The sequence below is a fragment of the Ulvibacter antarcticus genome, from assembly GCF_003688405.1.
Lineage (GTDB): Bacteria > Bacteroidota > Bacteroidia > Flavobacteriales > Flavobacteriaceae > Ulvibacter > Ulvibacter antarcticus.
On sequence record NZ_REFC01000012.1, the window covers coordinates 541520 to 559576 of the forward strand.

20 protein-coding genes and 1 riboswitch are annotated in these 18057 nt (G+C 37.6%); of the genes, 8 read left to right on the forward strand and 12 right to left on the reverse strand.

Annotated elements, in window-relative coordinates:
• Window positions 1-47: 47 nt before the first annotated feature.
• From BXY75_RS07270 to BXY75_RS17315, 6 genes are all read right to left on the reverse strand, one after another.
• Window positions 48-1901 (reverse strand): DEAD/DEAH box helicase, encoded by a 1854-nt coding sequence (locus tag BXY75_RS07270; protein ID WP_121907049.1) that lies wholly within the window; start codon window positions 1899-1901, stop codon window positions 48-50.
• Between the two features lie 208 nt (window positions 1902-2109).
• Window positions 2110-2682: a non-canonical purine NTP diphosphatase gene (locus BXY75_RS07275; RefSeq protein ID WP_121907050.1), complete on the reverse strand. Its 573-nt coding sequence runs from the start codon at window positions 2680-2682 to the stop codon at window positions 2110-2112.
• A 93-nt stretch (window positions 2683-2775) separates the two neighbouring features.
• Complete coding sequence (locus tag BXY75_RS07280; RefSeq protein ID WP_121907051.1) at window positions 2776-3150, reverse strand: VOC family protein; 375 nt, start codon at window positions 3148-3150, stop codon at window positions 2776-2778.
• A 30-nt stretch (window positions 3151-3180) separates the two neighbouring features.
• On the reverse strand, window positions 3181-3711 hold the full coding sequence (locus tag BXY75_RS07285; protein WP_121907052.1) for an SRPBCC family protein: 531 nt from the start codon (window positions 3709-3711) through the stop codon (window positions 3181-3183).
• 28 nt (window positions 3712-3739) lie between these two features.
• On the reverse strand, window positions 3740-4429 hold the full coding sequence (locus tag BXY75_RS07290) for a TrmH family RNA methyltransferase (protein ID WP_121907053.1): 690 nt from the start codon (window positions 4427-4429) through the stop codon (window positions 3740-3742).
• 251 nt (window positions 4430-4680) lie between these two features.
• Window positions 4681-4809 (reverse strand): hypothetical protein, encoded by a 129-nt coding sequence (locus BXY75_RS17315; protein ID WP_262697278.1) that lies wholly within the window; start codon window positions 4807-4809, stop codon window positions 4681-4683.
• A gap of 52 nt (window positions 4810-4861) precedes the next feature.
• On the opposite strand from BXY75_RS17315, the gene BXY75_RS07295 reads away from it, so the two are divergent.
• From BXY75_RS07295 to purB, 4 genes are all read left to right on the forward strand, one after another.
• Window positions 4862-5542, forward strand: coding sequence for an SIR2 family NAD-dependent protein deacylase (locus tag BXY75_RS07295; RefSeq protein WP_121907054.1), 681 nt, complete (start codon window positions 4862-4864; stop codon window positions 5540-5542).
• 1 nt (window position 5543) lies between these two features.
• Window positions 5544-5801 (forward strand): hypothetical protein, encoded by a 258-nt coding sequence (locus tag BXY75_RS07300; RefSeq protein ID WP_121907055.1) that lies wholly within the window; start codon window positions 5544-5546, stop codon window positions 5799-5801.
• 1 nt (window position 5802) lies between these two features.
• Window positions 5803-6114, forward strand: coding sequence for a hypothetical protein (locus BXY75_RS07305; protein WP_121907056.1), 312 nt, complete (start codon window positions 5803-5805; stop codon window positions 6112-6114).
• A gap of 356 nt (window positions 6115-6470) precedes the next feature.
• Window positions 6471-7814, forward strand: a complete 1344-nt coding sequence (gene purB, locus BXY75_RS07310) for an adenylosuccinate lyase (RefSeq protein ID WP_121907057.1) — start codon at window positions 6471-6473, stop codon at window positions 7812-7814.
• A 375-nt stretch (window positions 7815-8189) separates the two neighbouring features.
• Here purB and BXY75_RS07315 read toward each other — a convergent pair whose 3' ends face one another.
• From BXY75_RS07315 to BXY75_RS07330, 4 genes are read right to left on the reverse strand one after another with little or no spacing between them, the layout of a single operon-like run.
• Complete coding sequence (locus tag BXY75_RS07315; RefSeq protein WP_121907058.1) at window positions 8190-8732, reverse strand: DUF4252 domain-containing protein; 543 nt, start codon at window positions 8730-8732, stop codon at window positions 8190-8192.
• Window positions 8733-8734: 2 nt separating this feature from the next.
• Window positions 8735-9277 (reverse strand): DUF4252 domain-containing protein, encoded by a 543-nt coding sequence (locus BXY75_RS07320; RefSeq protein WP_121907059.1) that lies wholly within the window; start codon window positions 9275-9277, stop codon window positions 8735-8737.
• Between the two features lie 19 nt (window positions 9278-9296).
• The gene (locus tag BXY75_RS07325; RefSeq protein ID WP_121907060.1) at window positions 9297-9731 is read right to left on the reverse strand and encodes a hypothetical protein; all 435 of its coding nucleotides are present in this window, start codon (window positions 9729-9731) and stop codon (window positions 9297-9299) included.
• Window positions 9718-10224 (reverse strand): RNA polymerase sigma factor, encoded by a 507-nt coding sequence (locus BXY75_RS07330; protein WP_121907061.1) that lies wholly within the window; start codon window positions 10222-10224, stop codon window positions 9718-9720. Before BXY75_RS07330 ends, BXY75_RS07325 begins: the two co-directional genes overlap by 14 nt.
• Window positions 10225-10396: 172 nt before the next feature.
• On the opposite strand from BXY75_RS07330, the gene BXY75_RS07335 reads away from it, so the two are divergent.
• On the forward strand, window positions 10397-11797 hold the full coding sequence (locus BXY75_RS07335) for a S41 family peptidase (RefSeq protein ID WP_121907062.1): 1401 nt from the start codon (window positions 10397-10399) through the stop codon (window positions 11795-11797).
• A gap of 124 nt (window positions 11798-11921) precedes the next feature.
• Here the strand turns inward: BXY75_RS07335 and BXY75_RS07340 are convergent, their stop codons facing one another.
• Both BXY75_RS07340 and BXY75_RS07345 read right to left on the reverse strand, forming a co-directional pair.
• Window positions 11922-12986 carry a YncE family protein gene (locus tag BXY75_RS07340; RefSeq protein ID WP_121907063.1) on the reverse strand — a complete coding sequence of 355 codons (1065 nt, stop codon included), beginning with the start codon at window positions 12984-12986 and terminating at the stop codon, window positions 11922-11924.
• 3 nt (window positions 12987-12989) lie between these two features.
• Window positions 12990-14819: a TonB-dependent receptor plug domain-containing protein gene (locus BXY75_RS07345; protein WP_121907064.1), complete on the reverse strand. Its 1830-nt coding sequence runs from the start codon at window positions 14817-14819 to the stop codon at window positions 12990-12992.
• A 23-nt stretch (window positions 14820-14842) separates the two neighbouring features.
• Window positions 14843-15043, reverse strand: a riboswitch (cobalamin riboswitch).
• Between the two features lie 48 nt (window positions 15044-15091).
• Between BXY75_RS07345 and BXY75_RS07350 the strand changes: the two genes are divergently transcribed.
• From BXY75_RS07350 to BXY75_RS07360, 3 genes are read left to right on the forward strand one after another with little or no spacing between them, the layout of a single operon-like run.
• Complete coding sequence (locus BXY75_RS07350; RefSeq protein WP_121907065.1) at window positions 15092-16228, forward strand: ABC transporter substrate-binding protein; 1137 nt, start codon at window positions 15092-15094, stop codon at window positions 16226-16228.
• On the forward strand, window positions 16228-17259 hold the full coding sequence (locus tag BXY75_RS07355; RefSeq protein ID WP_121907066.1) for a FecCD family ABC transporter permease: 1032 nt from the start codon (window positions 16228-16230) through the stop codon (window positions 17257-17259). Before BXY75_RS07350 ends, BXY75_RS07355 begins: the two co-directional genes overlap by 1 nt.
• Window positions 17259-18053, forward strand: coding sequence for an ABC transporter ATP-binding protein (locus BXY75_RS07360; protein ID WP_121907067.1), 795 nt, complete (start codon window positions 17259-17261; stop codon window positions 18051-18053). Before BXY75_RS07355 ends, BXY75_RS07360 begins: the two co-directional genes overlap by 1 nt.
• The last annotated feature ends 4 nt before the right edge of the window (window positions 18054-18057 follow it).

Genomic DNA, 18057 nt, shown 5'->3' on the forward strand with positions numbered 1-18057 from the left:
TACAATTATAGACTAAAAATCTGTGCCAAAGTTTAGTTAACGACTAATTAAACTCTCTTGCGACGCTTTCCACCTGTTCCTGACGAGTCCGGCTTAGCCGATTTACCACGTCTTTTTCCTGAAAATTTCGGCTTATTATCTCCAAAATCGCTACTGCGTTTTTTGAAACCTCCGCTTCTCTCTCCACCTTCTCTTTCTCCTCGTCTAACATCACTTCTTTTTCTATCGCTTCCTCTTCCACGATCGTCTCGGCTTCGAGAACTTTTTCCTCTTCCCCCGCTTCTTCCGCCTCCGCGACCACCACGGCCTGTATCCTTAGAAACTTCAACAGAAACTCTTCGTCCTTCAAGTTCAAATTCATTAAAGACACTTAACACCATTTCCTGATGTTTCTCGTCTGTATTAAAGAATGAAAAACTTTCCTTTACGTCGACTTTATATACATCATCCTTACCGAGGTTCAGTAAATCTTTTAAGAAATCTTTTAAAGACATCCAATTGAAATCATCTTTCTCCCCAATATTGATAAAGTAACGTGTACTATCTTTTTGATCTTCCGAATATGAGGAATTTCCACCTTCAATATTAAGATCTTTAGATTTTTTATAATAGTTATTGAAGCGTGTAAATTCTACCGAAAAGAACTTTTTAATCAGTTCTTCTTTACTGAAATCTGCCAATGCTTCGTTTAACTTCGGAAGGTGAATATCAATTTCATGATTAATTTCAGTTGAAGCGATATTATTCGCTAAATGGTACAACTGCTTTTCACAGATATCATCTCCTGAAGGAATTTCTTTCTTTTCGAACTTCTTCTGAATCTTCTTCTCTATACTCGAAATCTTACGAACTTCACTCTTAGATACAATTACCATTGAGATCCCTGTCTTACCTGCACGACCAGTACGACCGCTACGGTGAGTGTAAGTCTCTATTTCATCTGGCAACTGATAATTGATAACATGGGTAATATCATCCACATCAATTCCTCTTGCTGCAACATCGGTTGCAACCAACATCTGAATTTGACGATTTCTAAACGATCGCATCACCATATCACGTTGATTCTGACTCAGATCTCCGTGTATAGCACCTGCATTATAACCATCTTGGATTAGTTGTTCCGCAACCTTCTGTGTATCTCTTTTAGTTCTACAAAAAATAACCGAAAATATCTCAGGCTGTGCATCAGCAAGCCGCTTCAATGCAGAATAACGATCTCTGGCGTTTACCAAATAATATTCATGTGAAACTTGAGAAGATCCAACATTTGCAGAACCTACAGTAACCTCTATAGGGTTATTCATAAATTTCTTAGCAATAGTAGCCACTTCTCTAGGCATAGTAGCACTAAAAAGCCAAGTACTCTTATCATTTGGAGAATAGGAAAGGATTTCTGTGATATCTTCATAGAATCCCATATTCAACATTTCATCGGCTTCATCGAGAACACAGTATTCAATTTTCGAAATATCGATCATATTTCTACTAATCATATCTTTCATTCGACCAGGAGTCGCTACAATAACCTGTGCGCCCTTTTTAATGGCTCTTGCTTGATCTGTAATGCTCGCACCACCATAGATAGCAACTACGTTTAAGCCTTTCATGTACTTTCCGTAGTTTTTCATCTCGTTGGTAATCTGCATACATAACTCTCTTGTAGGAGAAAGAATTAGACCTTGCGTAGTCCTGCTCGCAACATCTATTTTTTGAAGCATTGGAAATCCAAATGCAGCAGTTTTTCCGGTTCCGGTTTGAGCCAGAGCTACCAGATCGACATCATCTTTTAATAAAATTGGGATTGCTTTATCCTGTACTTCGGAAGGGGTTTCGAACCCAAGATCAGTAATTGCTTGTAATAGCGTATCGTTAAGACCTAACGATTTAAATTTAGTCATATATAAAGTATAAAGTTATGTGTGCTCATTGGAAGTAAGTCGACACATGTAAACCTTATTACTTCGTAATGCACTACCTCACCCTGAGGATTTTCTGTAAACCACAAATCATAATCAATTATGACCCGGAATTTCAAGCGGCAAAGGTACTGTTTTATTTAGAATTAACACTAATTGACTGCCAATTAATTTTGTAAACTACTGAATATCATTTGGAAAGATAGGCTATCAGCTGTCTCATTGCTTTTCCGCGATGTCCGATTTCACTTTTTTGAAGGAGTGTCATTTGTGCAAAGGTTTTATCAAAGCCCGTTGGTTGAAAAATTGGATCATAGCCAAATCCTCTGTCACCCCTAGCCTCAGCGACAATAATCCCTTCACAAATTCCTGTAAATAAATTGTTAGCTCCTTTTAGTGTAAGCGCAATGGAAGTCTTAAATCGTGCGCTTCTATCATCATGTCCGTCCAATTTCTGAAGCAATTTCTTCATATTTGCTTCAGAATTGTTTTCTATGCCCGCATATCTTGCGCTATAAACTCCCGGTTCATTATTTAGCGACTTTACTTCCAAGCCAGTATCATCTGCAAAGCAATCTAAACCGTACTCATCTCTTACATAATTTGCTTTTATAATAGCATTGCCTTCAATTGTCGTTGCCGTTTCAGGGATATCTTCTTCACAGCCAATATCGGTAAGACTTAGCAGCTCAAAATGATGTGGCAATAATGCCTTTACTTCTTTGTATTTATTCAGATTGTGCGTGGCAAAAACTAATTTCATAGGAATCGTTTATAAAATTCACAAAAGTACTTTTTACTTTTCTCTGATGCGAATAGAACCGTAGATTTTAAACAATCCATTCATAAATACATCTTATTTTTTAGAATAAAGTGCTACTCTATTTCCTTCAGTATCTATAAAAACCGCCATATAACCATGCTCGGGAGAGATCATCGTTTTTTCCTGACGGATGCTTCCGCCGGCTTTCTTAATTCTTTTCAATTCAATTTGTACGTCTTCCGAAGAGAAATAAACCAGAGTTCCTTTTTCCGAAGGGATATATCCTTCATTCTTTATCAAAGTGCCAGTAGCGCCATATGCCTCACCCTCATTGGGAAACCATCCCATAACAACGCCTCCAAAATCCTGAACAGATATTTTAAGATTAAAAACCTGCTCATAAAATGCTTTGGCTCTATCCATATCACTCACCGGAATTTCGAACCAGCTTACCATGTTTTGTTTCATAATGATACATGTTACAATAGTGAAGTTAAATTAATTTTCTAATATTTTTTTTAGATCAGATAGACCTTCTTCAAAATCTTTACCCACGGTCTTATCCATATTATAAAATAGCATCATAATATTAAAAGGAACTTTATTGACTCCTTTAAAGCCCCAGGTTACTTCAGTTTTATTTGACTCTAATTCTTTAACCAGAAAATAGCCCGTACTTACCGATTTAAAGGGTTTAAAGAAACGTAGTTCAGACTCTATCCTCTTATTTTCTTCATCAATCAGAATCAATTCCTGCTCTCCTTCTCCTACTTGCTTATGATCACTTTTCCAGCTATTTATAGACCCAACAGTGCCATCTACTCCGGTTTGAGTTTGCACCATTTTTGGATCACGTTTTTTCCACGGCGACCAAAGGTCCTGATTTTTCACTTTCTTTAGATAATCGAAAGTATCATCTGAAGCATTATTGACAATTACATGTCGCTCGATATTGTAGTTCCTGGGAGCGAGTATTGCGAGAATAATTATTAAAGCAAAAATGGCAAATAATATATAAAGTACGAACATGGTTTAAAGTTTTAGTTAGTACATAAATTTACGGTTTTTTCTGATTATGATACAGTTCAATTATTTCACTCGAACTCTTGATAGATTTTTTAGCCCAATCAAGTTCGATTTCAATTTTCTCCTCTTCGGAAAGCATCCAATCCACATTAGATTGTTTTAGTTTGGTAACAATACTCTGAAGGATAATAGCAGCCGACACAGAAATATTAAGACTTTCAGTAAAACCGTGCATCGGAATTTTTAGAAATCCGTCAGCCTGATTTATTAGTGTATCACTAAGTCCATCGCGCTCGGTTCCGAAGAAAAGAGCCGATTTTTTAGAGACATCAAAATCGTGTAATAAGGTGGAACCATCATGTGGCGTGGTTGCGATGATCTGATAACCTTCTTTACGTAACTTCTCAGTGCAGTCTACCAACCGATTATAACGATGCAAACTAACCCACTTCTGCGCACCCATTGCAATCTCCTTATCAATTCGCTTTCCCAAACGCTCTTCAACCACATGAAGGTCCTGTATGCCAAAAACATCGCAGGAACGCATTACCGCACTTGTATTATGTAATTGAAACACATCTTCAGTAACCACGGTAAAATGTCGTGTACGCTTCGATAAGACTTCATGAAAGAGATCAATGCGTCTATCTGTTAGGAATGTTCTTAAATGTTCTAAAAGGGCTATATCCACAGAATTTACTTTTATCGCTAAGATAGACATGTTTTTATTGGATATAAAATGATGCTTTTGCTGCTGGAAGCTGGGTGTTGGGAGTTGGATGTTGGGTGCTGGGAGCTGGGTGCTGAATTCTAAAATTTAAAATCTGAGGACTAAGTGGTGGTTTAAGTTTTAATACTACCATTTCTCGATACAATTTTAAAACTCCTGTTAGTCGTATTAAAATCACTCGAAGTGACAGCCAATTCCTGCTTCTTACTTCTTACTCCTTACTCTACCCCTCATTACTCACTTCACACTCCACACTCCTCACTTCTTATTTCTTCCTTCTTTCTTCCCGCTGCGTGCTTCCTGTTTCTTTCTTCTTTCTTCTTTCTTCCAGCTTCGTGCTTCCCGGCAGTGCTTCCAGCTTCGTGCTTCATTCTTCTGAATTCTTCCAAATAACTTAGTAACTTAGTAACTTAATTTAAGTTTATGAACATCGCAGTACTTACAGGAGCCGGAATTAGCGCTGAAAGCGGATTGAAAACATTTCGTGACAGCAACGGACTTTGGGAAGGCCATGATGTTATGGAGGTTGCAACCCCGGAAGGTTTTGAACGAAATCCAGATTTGGTGTTGGATTTCTACAATCAGAGAAGAAAACAGCTATTGGAAGTACGTCCTAACGAGGCTCATAAGGCGATCGCGGACTTAGAAAAAGATCACAATGTCAGTGTGATTACTCAAAATGTGGACGATTTGCACGAAAGAGCCGGAAGTTCAAAAGTCGTTCATTTGCATGGTGAATTACTTAAAGTGAGAAGTACAGGCGATCGTAATGATATTATAGAATGGCGTACAGATCTAATTGTTGGTGATTACTGCGAAAACAAACATCAACTGCGACCTCACATTGTTTGGTTTGGGGAAGAGGTTCCCATGATGGAGGTTGCTATTTCTATCGTTGAAAAAGCAGATGTGATTATCATAGTCGGTACATCAATGCAGGTGTATCCGGCGGCCGGACTCATTCAATATGCTTCAGAAGTGGCACAATTATATTTTGTAGACCCCAATCCCTCGCTACATACTTCAGAAAGAATTCTGGTTTTTTCAGAAAAGGCGACTACTGGTATTCCTAAGGTCGTGGCTCATTTAAATATGCTGAACTAAGATGGCTTCGGAAACACTTTCAGAAAAACTCAACATTACAAAAGCCTACAGACAAACCCGTCTCGATGTTGCAAACTGGGTGTTGGATAGACCAGAAACTTTTTCAGAATTACTCAAACACTGCTTTAATGTGAAAGATGAAATTTCGTATAAAGCTGCGTGGATATTAGAATTTGTATGCCTTGAACGACTGGAACTTCTTTTTCCTCATCTCGATTATTATTTTAAAAGCCTTACGACCTTTGGCAAAGGTTTCTGAAATGATAGCAATCACTTATTTCAAAAAAAAAGACCCAAAACTTAGAATACTACTAAGCAAACAACACAAGGAAATAATGACGGAATGTTGTTTCGATTGGTTAATCACCGACCAAAAAGTGGCTTGTGAAGTTTATGCCATGCATTCTTTATATTTTCTAGGGACAGAGAGTGACTGGATCCTTCCCGAACTTCAAACCATAATTGTAGCCAACATCCATCAACGAAGTCCGGCGTACAAGGCACGTGGAAAGTATGTGCTTGAAAAGATTGAGAAATTTAATACTTCTCAAAATAGTTTAAAGGCAGATTAAGATTTTTAAAATTATCTTAAGATATTATTGAATTTTTACTTTTCAGCCTACGAAAATTTTTCATAAAGTTTGAATTGAGTGTGCCGTTAAATTTTAGGCTGTCTGAGCGAATAGATTTACAATGTTTGTTTACATTATGAAAGCGAGTTTCTAAAATTTAGGCACCGAAAGATGAACTTAGAAAAAGTTTCGTAAGCCTAGATTTTTTTGGTTCATTTTTTCATCAATGGAAAAAATGAACGAATTAAATAATTAAGCCAGGATTAGCTTCTTAAAAAGGAATCTCTTAAAAACTGTCAAGTTATATCGGCTAACTCTTAAGTCTTCCGTATCTTTGCAGCTTTCAAAATTTACACATGAACACAAACGCACTCCAAGCAATTTCCCCTATCGACGGTAGATATGCTTCTAAAACAGCTTCTCTTATTCCATTTTTTTCTGAAGAAGCCCTTATTCGATACAGAGTACAGGTTGAAGTAGAATATTTTATAGCATTGGTAGAACTTCCATTGCCACAATTAAAGGATTTTGACAAGAGTTTGTTTTCAGAATTAAGGGATCTATATCTCAATTTTTCAATCGCTGATGCGCAACAAATAAAGGATACAGAGGCGATTACCAATCACGATGTAAAGGCGGTAGAGTATTTTATTAAAGAAAAATTCGACGGATTAAATTTGGTACAATACAAGGAGTTTATTCACTTCGGACTTACATCGCAAGACATTAACAATACCGCTATTCCGCTTTCTTTGAAGGAAGCCATGAATGATGTATATGTGCCAATGTTGTTTAAGTTGTTGGACAAACTAAAAGAACTGGTTACAGAATGGGCAGATATTCCTATGCTCGCACGAACGCACGGACAGCCTGCTTCACCAACACGTTTGGGTAAGGAAATAGAGGTGTTTGTTGTTCGAATAAATGAACAGTTCGAATTATTAAACGATATAAAAAGTGCCGCTAAGTTTGGTGGAGCTACAGGTAATTTTAATGCTCATAAAGTAGCCTATCCAAATATTGATTGGAGAGGATTTGCAGCAAAATTTGTACAAGGAAAACTAGGATTACACCACTCCTTCCCTACTACGCAAATTGAGCATTACGACCATATGGCAGCGCTTTTCGATACTTTGAAGCGTATAAACACTATTATTCTTGACTTAGACAGAGATATTTGGACGTATGTGTCGATGGATTATTTTAAACAAAAGATCAAGGCGGGTGAAGTTGGATCGAGTGCCATGCCACATAAAGTGAATCCAATCGATTTTGAAAACAGTGAAGGAAATTTAGGAATTGCCAATGCTATTTTTGAACATCTATCATCAAAATTACCTGTAAGTAGATTACAACGTGATCTTACAGACAGCACCGTTTTACGTAATATTGGTGTCCCAATTGGGCATACTATAATTGCATTTCAGTCTACGCTGAAAGGATTAAACAAATTACTGCTAAACGAATCTAAATTCGCCGAAGACTTAGAAAATAATTGGGCTGTGGTTGCTGAAGCTATTCAAACCATATTGAGACGTGAGGCATACCCTAACGCCTATGAAGCGCTAAAAGGACTCACCAGAACGAATGAAAAGATTAACCAGAAATCTATTGGTGACTTTATTGAAACATTAGAAGTTTCCGAAGCTGTTAAAAAAGAAATGAGAGCTATTACACCGTCTAATTACACGGGAATCTAATTACAATTCGAAACTCCACCTATTGGATTTTGGAAGTTTTCATGGATTTGTGAATGATTATGGAAGCATTCTTTTTCCTATACGAAAAATCACTTCCGAAGTAAAACAAAAAAACTCAATCTAAAAACATTCTATTAAACTGAAAAAGGCCTCCAATTTAAGGAAGCCTTTTTTTGTGAACAACCTATCCATTTTAGGTTATGGGTCTCGGGTTGGTGAATGAATCTAATTAATCGGGGGAGTTATTTAAACCATTCGCATATCACATTTCAAAGTACGTACCATTTCTGATATTGGATGTTCTAAAAAATTGGTTTTCGACCAAAAACAAAAAAAGCCCCCTTAACGGAAGCTCTTTATAATGTTAACTATTTTTTACATTTTAAAAATATCACCTAAACCGGATAATTTAGAAATATCGATATCTCCATTTTCAACAGAACCTATCAATTTCATTATTTGATCTGGTCTCATATTATTACCCGACAAACGAAATACAGCAAAGCCTTGTTCATTATCACTTGCAAAGACAACAACCTCATCAATCGCATCCTCTTCGCCAAGATATTTTAAGGTTGCCCCTTTGTTTTTAGACCCGTATTTCATTAGCGTTTTATACTTCTCCTGACTAACAATTGCCGCCAGTTTCCCTTTCTCGGCTTCATAATCGGCCATATTTCCATCCTTGATTTTATAAGCAACTACGTTGATCTTTTTCACTGTATTAAGAATTTCCTTTTGTTCTTCGGAAAGGGTATTCTCATCTGATTGTAACAAGCTGGTTGCCACATCGACTTTCAAAAATTTATCATCATCCTGTTTATCTACCAGATATCTCTGAAGCGACTCGTTATTGCTACAGCTAAATAATGATATAACTGTCATTGCAAGAGGTAATATATACTTTAAGACTGCCATGATTATTGTTTTTTCTTGTTCTTATCTATGTTTTTCAACTCTTCACTTCCCGGAACTTTAAGCTCTTCGGTTAATTTAGAAATCTGCTTAAGGTCAATGTTTCCAGTAATACTCATGATTACCGTCATGTCTTTTCCATCAACATTACCAATCATAAACATTAGTAGCTCGCTTACAAAATTATCATTTTTCCCTTCTTTGGAATAAAATTTAATGTTCTTACCATCATCTTTTACTCTCATAAGTTCTCCTAGGCCATTTGATTTTGATACATAGCTATTTACTGAAGTTTCCATTTTCTTAGCCACTGCAGGATTATCTGTAGTGAAAATCTTAATGTTTTCAAGGTTATCCACCATTTCCAAATATGCTTTGGCTTCCGGATCTGTTGAATCCAGATCCATTTTGCTCAATAATTTGAACATGTTCTTTGTAACCACCACAGAGGTAACGTCTTTTTCATCTTCAAATGAATCGAAGGCATTCTGCGCATGAATAAACATGGGGGTTACTACTAGTGCTATTAAAAGTGCTATTTTTTTCATCTCTATTTATTAATTAAGTTTATTTTAAAATTCTATTCTTTGTGTTATTAAATTCATTTACTATTGCCAGATGCCCAGTACCTTTATTAAAGTTTTCTGAAAGAATTAACATCGCTTTTTTACTTTCGTTGAAAGCTGTTAATGCCTCTTGCTCCTGAGCTGTTATTGAAGGTCGAGAAAACATAAACCCTGCCACTAGTACTACTATTGCTGCGGAAGCCGCGATTCCATACCACCAACTACGATTTATTCCTAAAGACTCTGGAAGCACCGGTTCTTTCGTCGCTACCTCTTGTTTTGCTGCCTTAAGACCTGCAAATAAAGGAGCATACATCTGAAATTGAGGTTCAACCTCTTTTTCTGTAAAGTAGGTGCGAAGAATTACTTCTTCATTAAGGGTGGTATTTCCTTCAAAATACGCTTCCAACAGTTTTTCTATATTAACCGATTCCATACTTATGTTGTTGTATTAATTTTTCTCTTATTGTTTTTCTTGCTCTCGATAAAGCAACTCTAATAGCTGTTTCATTACTATCGAGCATTTTTGCAATCTCTGCAAATTCAAATTCTTCAACATCTCTTAACTGAAGTACTATCTTTTGCTGTTCTGGCAGGCTTTCCATTAACTTAAAAACTATTGCCACTCCATCGTTAGCTTCAATTTGCTTTTCAAGATTATCAGAATTCTGATAATTACTATGTACAATTTTCAAATTTGATGCCTGCTTCGATTTTAACCGATCCAGACAGTAATTCTTCGTCATTGTTATTGCAAAGGCTTCGGCACTTTTATAGTTTGATATTTTCAGCCTTCCTTTCCATAATTTCAAATACACCTCCTGAACTGCATCTTCTGCTTCTTCCGAAGAGATCAAAATCCGTTTTGCCAACCGATAAAGCCTGTCCTTAAAAGGAAGTACGATCGATAAAAACTCTTTTTGTTGCATTTCTCTTTGGTTAGTTGATGCTGTTATTAAGTTGACGAATGACTAGCAACTTTGTTACAATTAATTTTCACAACTTGATATCTATGAATTATTCTTGACAACATATTTCATAAGTTACAATATTGTACTTAATTTAGGAGTTTGTAAAAAAACTGATCTAAAAAAGATTTAAATGAAAAAGAGATTAATCTTATCCCTGCTTGCCGTATCCCTAGTTTTCACCTCCTGTTTCAAAGATAAGGACGATGATATACAAATTGCTTCGGTTGCCGAAATACAGAATTTTATCTACCGCGGACTTAACTATTTCTATCTTTATAAGGCCGATACTGCCGAACTTGCCAACGACGCTTTTACTTCCGAAGAGGAAAAAAATACTTTTATTACAAGCTTCGACACTCCTGAAGCCTTATTTGATTATTTAAAGTCGCCTCAAGACCGTTTTAGTATACTAGTTGATAATTATATTGAACTGGAAAATGCACTCAGCGGGATTACCCTGAATAATGGTATGGAATTCGGACTCGTCTTCTACCCTAATAACAGTGGGAATGTCTTTGGATATATTCGTTATGTCATTCCAAATACAGCCGCCTCTTCTGCCGGATTACAGCGAGGAGTGATTTTTAATACTGTAGATGGGCAACAAATAACAGAGAACAACTTTAGCGAACTATTAACGCCAGATGAATACACTATCGGTTTGGCGACCTTTGATGGCACAGAGGTCACACCAACCTCAGATGAAGTGACTCTTACAAAAACACAGGTTTCTGAAAATCCTATTCATGTAGCACAAACCTTAAATGTAAGCGGTCACACCATTGGATATCTAATGTACAATGCTTTTACTTCGGAATTTGATTCGCAATTAAACGGAACCTTTGCACAATTTCAGGCAGATGGCGTAACAGATTTAGTGCTCGATCTTCGATATAATGGCGGAGGATCAGTGAGAACGGCAACCTATTTAACAAGCATGATCACAGGTCAGTTTACAGGTGATTTATTGTACACCGAAGAATGGAATGCAGATCGCCAGAATGAAAACGCAGAAAACGGGGTGTTCCCGGCTACATTTGAAGGTGGTAGTGAAATAATCAACAACCTTGGTTTAAGCCGTGTGTATATATTAACTACTGGAAGAACAGCTTCTGCTAGCGAATTGGTGATCAACACCTTAAATCCATATATAAATGTGATTCAGATTGGTGGGGCAACCACAGGAAAATTCCAAGCTTCATTCTTGTTATACGATGCTCCTGCTCCCGGTTTTAGTCGTAGTGAAGCGAATCAAGGTCATACCTATGCAATGCTTCCTTTGGTGTTTAAAACAGCCAATTCGGTAGGGTTTACAGATTATGTTGATGGACTGACTCCCAATATTGAATTGGGTGAAGATTATAGCAATCTTGGAATTCTAGGCGATGCAAACGAACCTCTATTAGCCGTTGCAATTGCGGACATCGTAGGGCAACCAAGACCTTTTCAGAAGAATCTTGATAAACTTGAAGAAATTTCTGAAAGCAAAGCGAATTCTCCGATTTATCAACTAATGATCGCGGAGCAGTAAAATGAATATGCTATTTTGTAGCTTTAGTTTACTAAAATTGAATAAATTGAAAATAAGGATTAAAACAAAAAGCGCTACCCATGTTTGGGTGGCGCTTTTTAATTACATCTAGGCAGATCTAGACTTATTCATTAAAATAGATTCCTCCAGGGATAATTCCTACGGTAAATGAATCAACTTCGGTGTTAGTCAGCAAATCGAAAAGCGTTAAGGTTCCGTTGCTAGCAAAATCGCCGGCATCCGTCGCATAAAGCATCCCATTTTTTGCGATCATTGCGTAGAAAAATCCTGTTATGATGCTGTTTGATGGTAATGTGGAATCGCTCATATCCATTTTGAAAACCCCACCATTTAATGCATAATACAAGCTTGTACCATCCACGCTAAGCAATCCTGGATGCTCGATATCCTGAAAGTCAAGACTTGTTAATAGTGTATTATCAGAAGTATTAATTCTATATAAACTACCGCCAGTTTCTGCTCCTGTAAAAGAAGGGCTTCCACCACATAATACCCAAAGATCTGTTCCGTTCAATACCATAGAATTAGGCACATCTCCTATCGTAATTTGATTTAAAACAGCATTGGTAGTTGCATCTATCACAGAAATCTGATTATTTTGCCCGTAAGCCCCCTGATGTGCTACATAAACCTTATTGTTTGTTGTAACCATTCTTTCAGGCCCTAGAACTACAGGTATATTTGAAGTGATTGTATTGGTTAAAAGATCGATTACTGCTATATAATCATCTGTTGAGACATTTGGATCTCCCCAATTAGACACATACCCAGTATCACCTACAGCTACAAAATGTCTTGGATTATTAAGTCCAGTATCAATTATAGCAAGTTCTTCGAAGGTATATCTATTCACAACACTGATTTTATGTGAATTGTTAACCACGATATATCCAAATTCTTCATTGAAACCCATAGAATTTACAATGTTTCCAAGATCTGACCCATTTTCTATATTAAAAACCGACGATACCTCTGTACTAAGGTCATTCGATATAAAGGACACCGTTCCTGTGCCTGATCCAAAAGGGCCTTCATTGGTAATCAGTATTCCATGTTCATAGTCGCCAAGAGGCTGCATTTGCTGATCAGCGTTATCATCATCGTCTTTACATGACGCGATTAAAACGACCACTATTAATAAGTAACTAAGTTTTTTAAGGATGTTCATTTTTTAAAATTTAATGTTAATTGATGTTTCAAAATTTCTATCAGGCATGGGCCTGTAGGCTACGTTTTCGTAATAAGTATTGAAAATATTGTTGGCTTTAATTGCTATTGTTATGGGAATATCAGCTTGGTTAAAAGTGTAATCAATTCCAGAATTTATTATATGAGAGGCAGCTACAACCCCAATATTATCGGTAGTTGTATATACTTCTCCTGTGTATCTAGACTGCACAAAAAGCACGAGTTTCTTATAAGCATACGATATTGTTCCTGTTGCCTTATGGAAAGGAACGTAGATTTGTTGTGTGTTTTTTTCTGAATTTATTGCTTTAGTGTATGCATAATTGCTGCTAAAATTCAATGCATGAGACCTAAATTTTCGAGTGTAATTAATTGAAACTTCCAGCCCATAGTTTTGTGCTTCGGAAACGTTTTCGGGAGACCAAACACCGCTCGTATTAGGACGCCACTGTATTAGGTTTTCTGAAGCTATATAAAAAGCATTTAGATCTAACTGAAGCTTCCCAAACTTAATTACATTGCCAAATTCACCTTGAAACGAAGTCTCAGGTTCTAAGTTGGGGTTACCTCCATCTGTCCAAAAGAGATCATTAAATGAAGGAGTTCTATAATTTTTTGAACCGTTGATTTTAAGTGCATACCATTTATTTACTTCAAGCAATGCATCAAATGAAAACAAAAACGGGTTTTCAAAATCATTTAGCAGTTCTTGTCTTAAATTTAAGCCATAGCTTAGTTTTTTTGTAAGTCGATGTTTCAGTAAAAATATTCCTGCCAAGTTATTCCGAGCATTATGATCCAGGTTATCACCACTTCCTTCTATTCTAGTGAAATTCGCATCAAAACTCAGTTCGATATTCTTTCCTGCCTTATAATCGAATACATATCCTGCGATATACGAATTTGCCAATCCTTTATTAAAAGCATATCGATCTCTATTCGGAAAATACCGATACTGCTCCATTAAATGTGCTAGTTTAAAGGTCGACGCAAATCTATTGCCTTCCAGCCTCCATCGAAGCAAATTGCGTGTAGAGATATCATTATAGGCACTATTCGAAGGCGCAGTCAATGAACCTGAGAAGCTTCTATCACCATAAAAATATTCCGAATTCCAGGTGATGAGATGTTGCTTCAGTTTAAACCCGACACTAGCATTCGCGTTAAACCTTAGAAATTCACCATTCTCGTTCTTCATTTTCCGATCTATATAATCGTAGTCATTTTCCGAAGAAATAAAACTACCCCCAACAACAACTGAGACTGCCCTCCCCAAGACAGAACTCTTAAAATATGCTGCGGGGGTAGTATAACTACCGCAGGACAAGCCAATTTCGGTGTCCCGTTGTTCTATAAACTGTAATTCATTGTTAAGATGTACACTGCCGCCAATCGCTCCGCTACCGTATTGCACGCTCCCTCCACCACTTCGAACGGTAATACTATTGTAAGCATTAACGGGCAAAGCATTAAAATCTGATTGACCTGTAAGTGCCGAATTAATTGCAATCCCGTTCCAAATCACAGCTGTTTGCGAGGCATTGGTGCCACGAAAAGATGGCGATGACACCATACCGTAACCATTTTCTTTAAAATAGATCGAAGTGTTATCACGAAGTAGATCGGTAAGCGAATTATTCTTGCTGATTATAGAATCTGAAACCGCTTGCAATTTATACCCATCAGAAAAAGTTGTTAGCCTCACATCGGTTAACACAACAGTTTCGAGTTGTTGCAAAGAGTCTAGTTGCGCATACACAGGAGTAGCACATAACAAAACAAGGGTCGATATTGCAGTATAAATCTGATTCATATAAAACTTTTATCCCGAAAGTTTGATAATTTACAGATCCGGCAGGTCTCCTGACTTGTCTTTTGCGTTACCTTCCCGCTAGCTATGCCAACAGTGGTGTTGAAGTGATACGCTATCCGCCTGAAACGGACGACTTACAGTTGCGGGAACAGCTTCGGCATTGAACCGAATTCCCTTTTAAGAACGATCTTTAAAACCGCTCACCTAAATCTGCCGCAAAAATAAGCTAATTTTTCGGTAGGGATGCCAAACAAAAACTATTATTTTTGGGCATGCTAAAATCGTACGTTTTCATTTTCTTTATTGCTTTTTTCTCTGGGTGTGTGGATCGACCTATCAAGAGCACTTCAAAATCTTCACCTAAAGAATCACTTGAAATAAGATACGCCAAAGGATTTGAAATCAGTAATTTTAATGATTACAAAATAATCACCATAACCAATCCTTGGCCGGGAGCTTCAGAGAAATTTACCTATGCCCTTATTGAGGATGGAACTATACTCCCTGCTTCGGAAAACTACGACGCCGTTATTAAAATTCCTGTTTCAGAAATAGTAGTGACTTCCACAACTCATATTCCTTCTTTGGAAATGTTAGGTGTAGATGAAGCATTGGTAGGATTTCCAAACCTCAACTATATCTCTTCCGAAGCTACCCGAAAAAGAATCAACAATAAAGAAATCGTTGAACTCGGTAAAAATGAAGATATCAACACTGAAGTACTTATCGATCTTAATCCTGATGTAGTCGTTGGCTTCGCTGTAGATGGCAATAACAATGCTTTTAACACGATTAAAAAGACAGGTATTCCGGTGTTGTATAATTCCGATTGGACCGAAACAACTCCCTTGGGAAAGGCCGAATGGATTAAATTCTTTGGAGTTCTCTTCGACCGTGAGCAGTTGGCCGATAGTATTTTTAACGAAATAGAGCAACAATATCACGAAACAAAGAAAATAGCTTCCGAAGCCTTAGTAAAACCAACGGTATTAAGTGGTGCCATGTATAAAGATGTATGGTATTTGCCTCAAGGAAAAAGCTGGGCGGCACAGTTTATCGCAGACGCAAATGGCGACTATTTATGGAAAGACACCAATGGCAATGGCAGCTTATCGCTTAGCTTGGAGTCGGTTTTAGAAAAAGGGCTACATGCCAAGTTTTGGGTTGGCACCAGTCAGTTTAGTAGCCTTTCTCAATTAGAAGAAGCCCATAGTGTGTATAGCGAATTTGATGCGTTTAAAAACATGAACGCTTTTAGTTTTACCACCAAAAAAGGTGCTACAGGCGGGGTTATTTACTATGAATTAGCCCCTAACCGACCGGATATTGTACTAAAAGACATTGTGAAAATATTACACCCGGAACTTTTGCCGGATCACGAACTTTATTTTTTTAGCCGTCTGCAATAATGGAGGGCGTCCAAACATATAAGGCCTATTTTGTGATATTGGTGCTATTGCTGTTTCTTACATTTCTTTTAAACCTAAGCCTCGGATCTGTGTCAATTCCCGTAAATGAGGTCTTTTCGGCACTGTTTGGAGGCGAAACCGCTAAAAGCTCATGGCAATACATCATTATCGATTACCGACTCCCTAAGGCGATTACAGCACTCCTTGCCGGTAGTGGTCTGGCGGTTTCCGGTTTACTTATGCAAACTTTATTTCGAAACCCTTTGGCAGGACCTTTCGTTCTCGGACTGAGCAGCGGAGCCAGTCTAGGGGTTGCTTTTCTCATTTTAGGCGCCTCAGCCTTTGGAGGCTTCTTTGGAAGTCTGTTGTTAAGTCAGTGGAGTTTAGTCATTGCCTCAGCCCTGGGAAGTTTTCTAGTGCTTTTAGCAGTATTAGCGGTTACTTTCAGAATTAAGGATACAATGGCGATATTAATCATCGGACTCATGTTTGGAAGCGTTACGGCAGCTGTGGTAGGAGTTCTTTCATATTTTAGTAACGCCGAGCAGCTGCAGCAATTTATATTTTGGTCATTTGGAAGTTTGGGAAATCAATCCTGGCAAGGCGTGTTAATAATGGCTATTTGCTGTTTTATAGGGCTGGCAGTAAGTTTTTTTAGCAGTAAGTCATTAAATGCTCTCTTACTGGGTGAAAATTATGCCCGAAGCATGGGCTTACATATCAAAAAAACAACTTTCGTTATCATACTTGCTACCAGTATTCTCGCGGGGAGCGTAACGGCTTTTGCAGGTCCCATTGCTTTTGTAGGATTGGCGGTGCCGCATATTACCCGTCAGTATTTTAAAACTTCCAATCATTTTACACTTATTCCGGCAGTGCTACTTTCAGGCGGAATTTTAATGCTTTTTTGTGATACTGTAGCACAATTACCAATGAGTGAATTTACCTTGCCAATAAATGCGATCACCTCGTTAATTGGCGCCCCTGTTGTGATTTGGTTGCTGGTTCGAAAACGTAAACTTTTATTTTAATGGCTTCGGAAGAAAAACATATCATATTGGAAACACGCGATCTCGCGGTTGGTTACACTTCCAAGCGGAAATCGGATGTTATCGCTTCCGGGATATCTTTTTCTGTTTCTGAAGGTGAACTCGTTGCCTTAGTTGGCGCGAACGGGATTGGAAAATCTACTTTGCTAAGATCCTTAGCAGGAATGCAAGCTTCTTTGAAAGGTGAAATATTTCTGAAGGGAAAGCGATTAAGTGAATATGGCATGCTTCAAATGGCAAATGAGTTAAGTGTCGTTCTCACAGAAACTCCCGCGTCAAAAAACTTAACGGTTTTAGAGTTGATTTCCCTCGGAAGACAACCTCATACGAATTGGATGGGGACGCTTTCCGAAGAAGATAAAAAAGCAATAAAATTCGCCCTCGAAGCGACAAACACTGAAACTTTAGCGCAGAGTAAATGCTACGAATTAAGCGACGGACAATTACAAAGAGTATACATAGCACGTGCATTGGCACAGGATACAACGCTAATCATCTTGGATGAACCAACAACTCACTTGGATCTTTATCACCGTGCATACGTTTTAAAATTGCTTAAAAAACTGGCAAATGAAACTGGCAAAGCAATTCTGTACTCAACTCACGAGATCGATCTGGCTATTCAATTAAGTGATAAGATGCTGGTTATGACCCATGAAACCTGTTATTTTGATCGTCCGAAGAACTTAATTGCAGATGGTAGGTTTGACAGCTTATTTCCAACTGAAACCATTGATTTTGATAAAAATTCGGGGCGGTTTACGATAAAAGAGTAGTTTA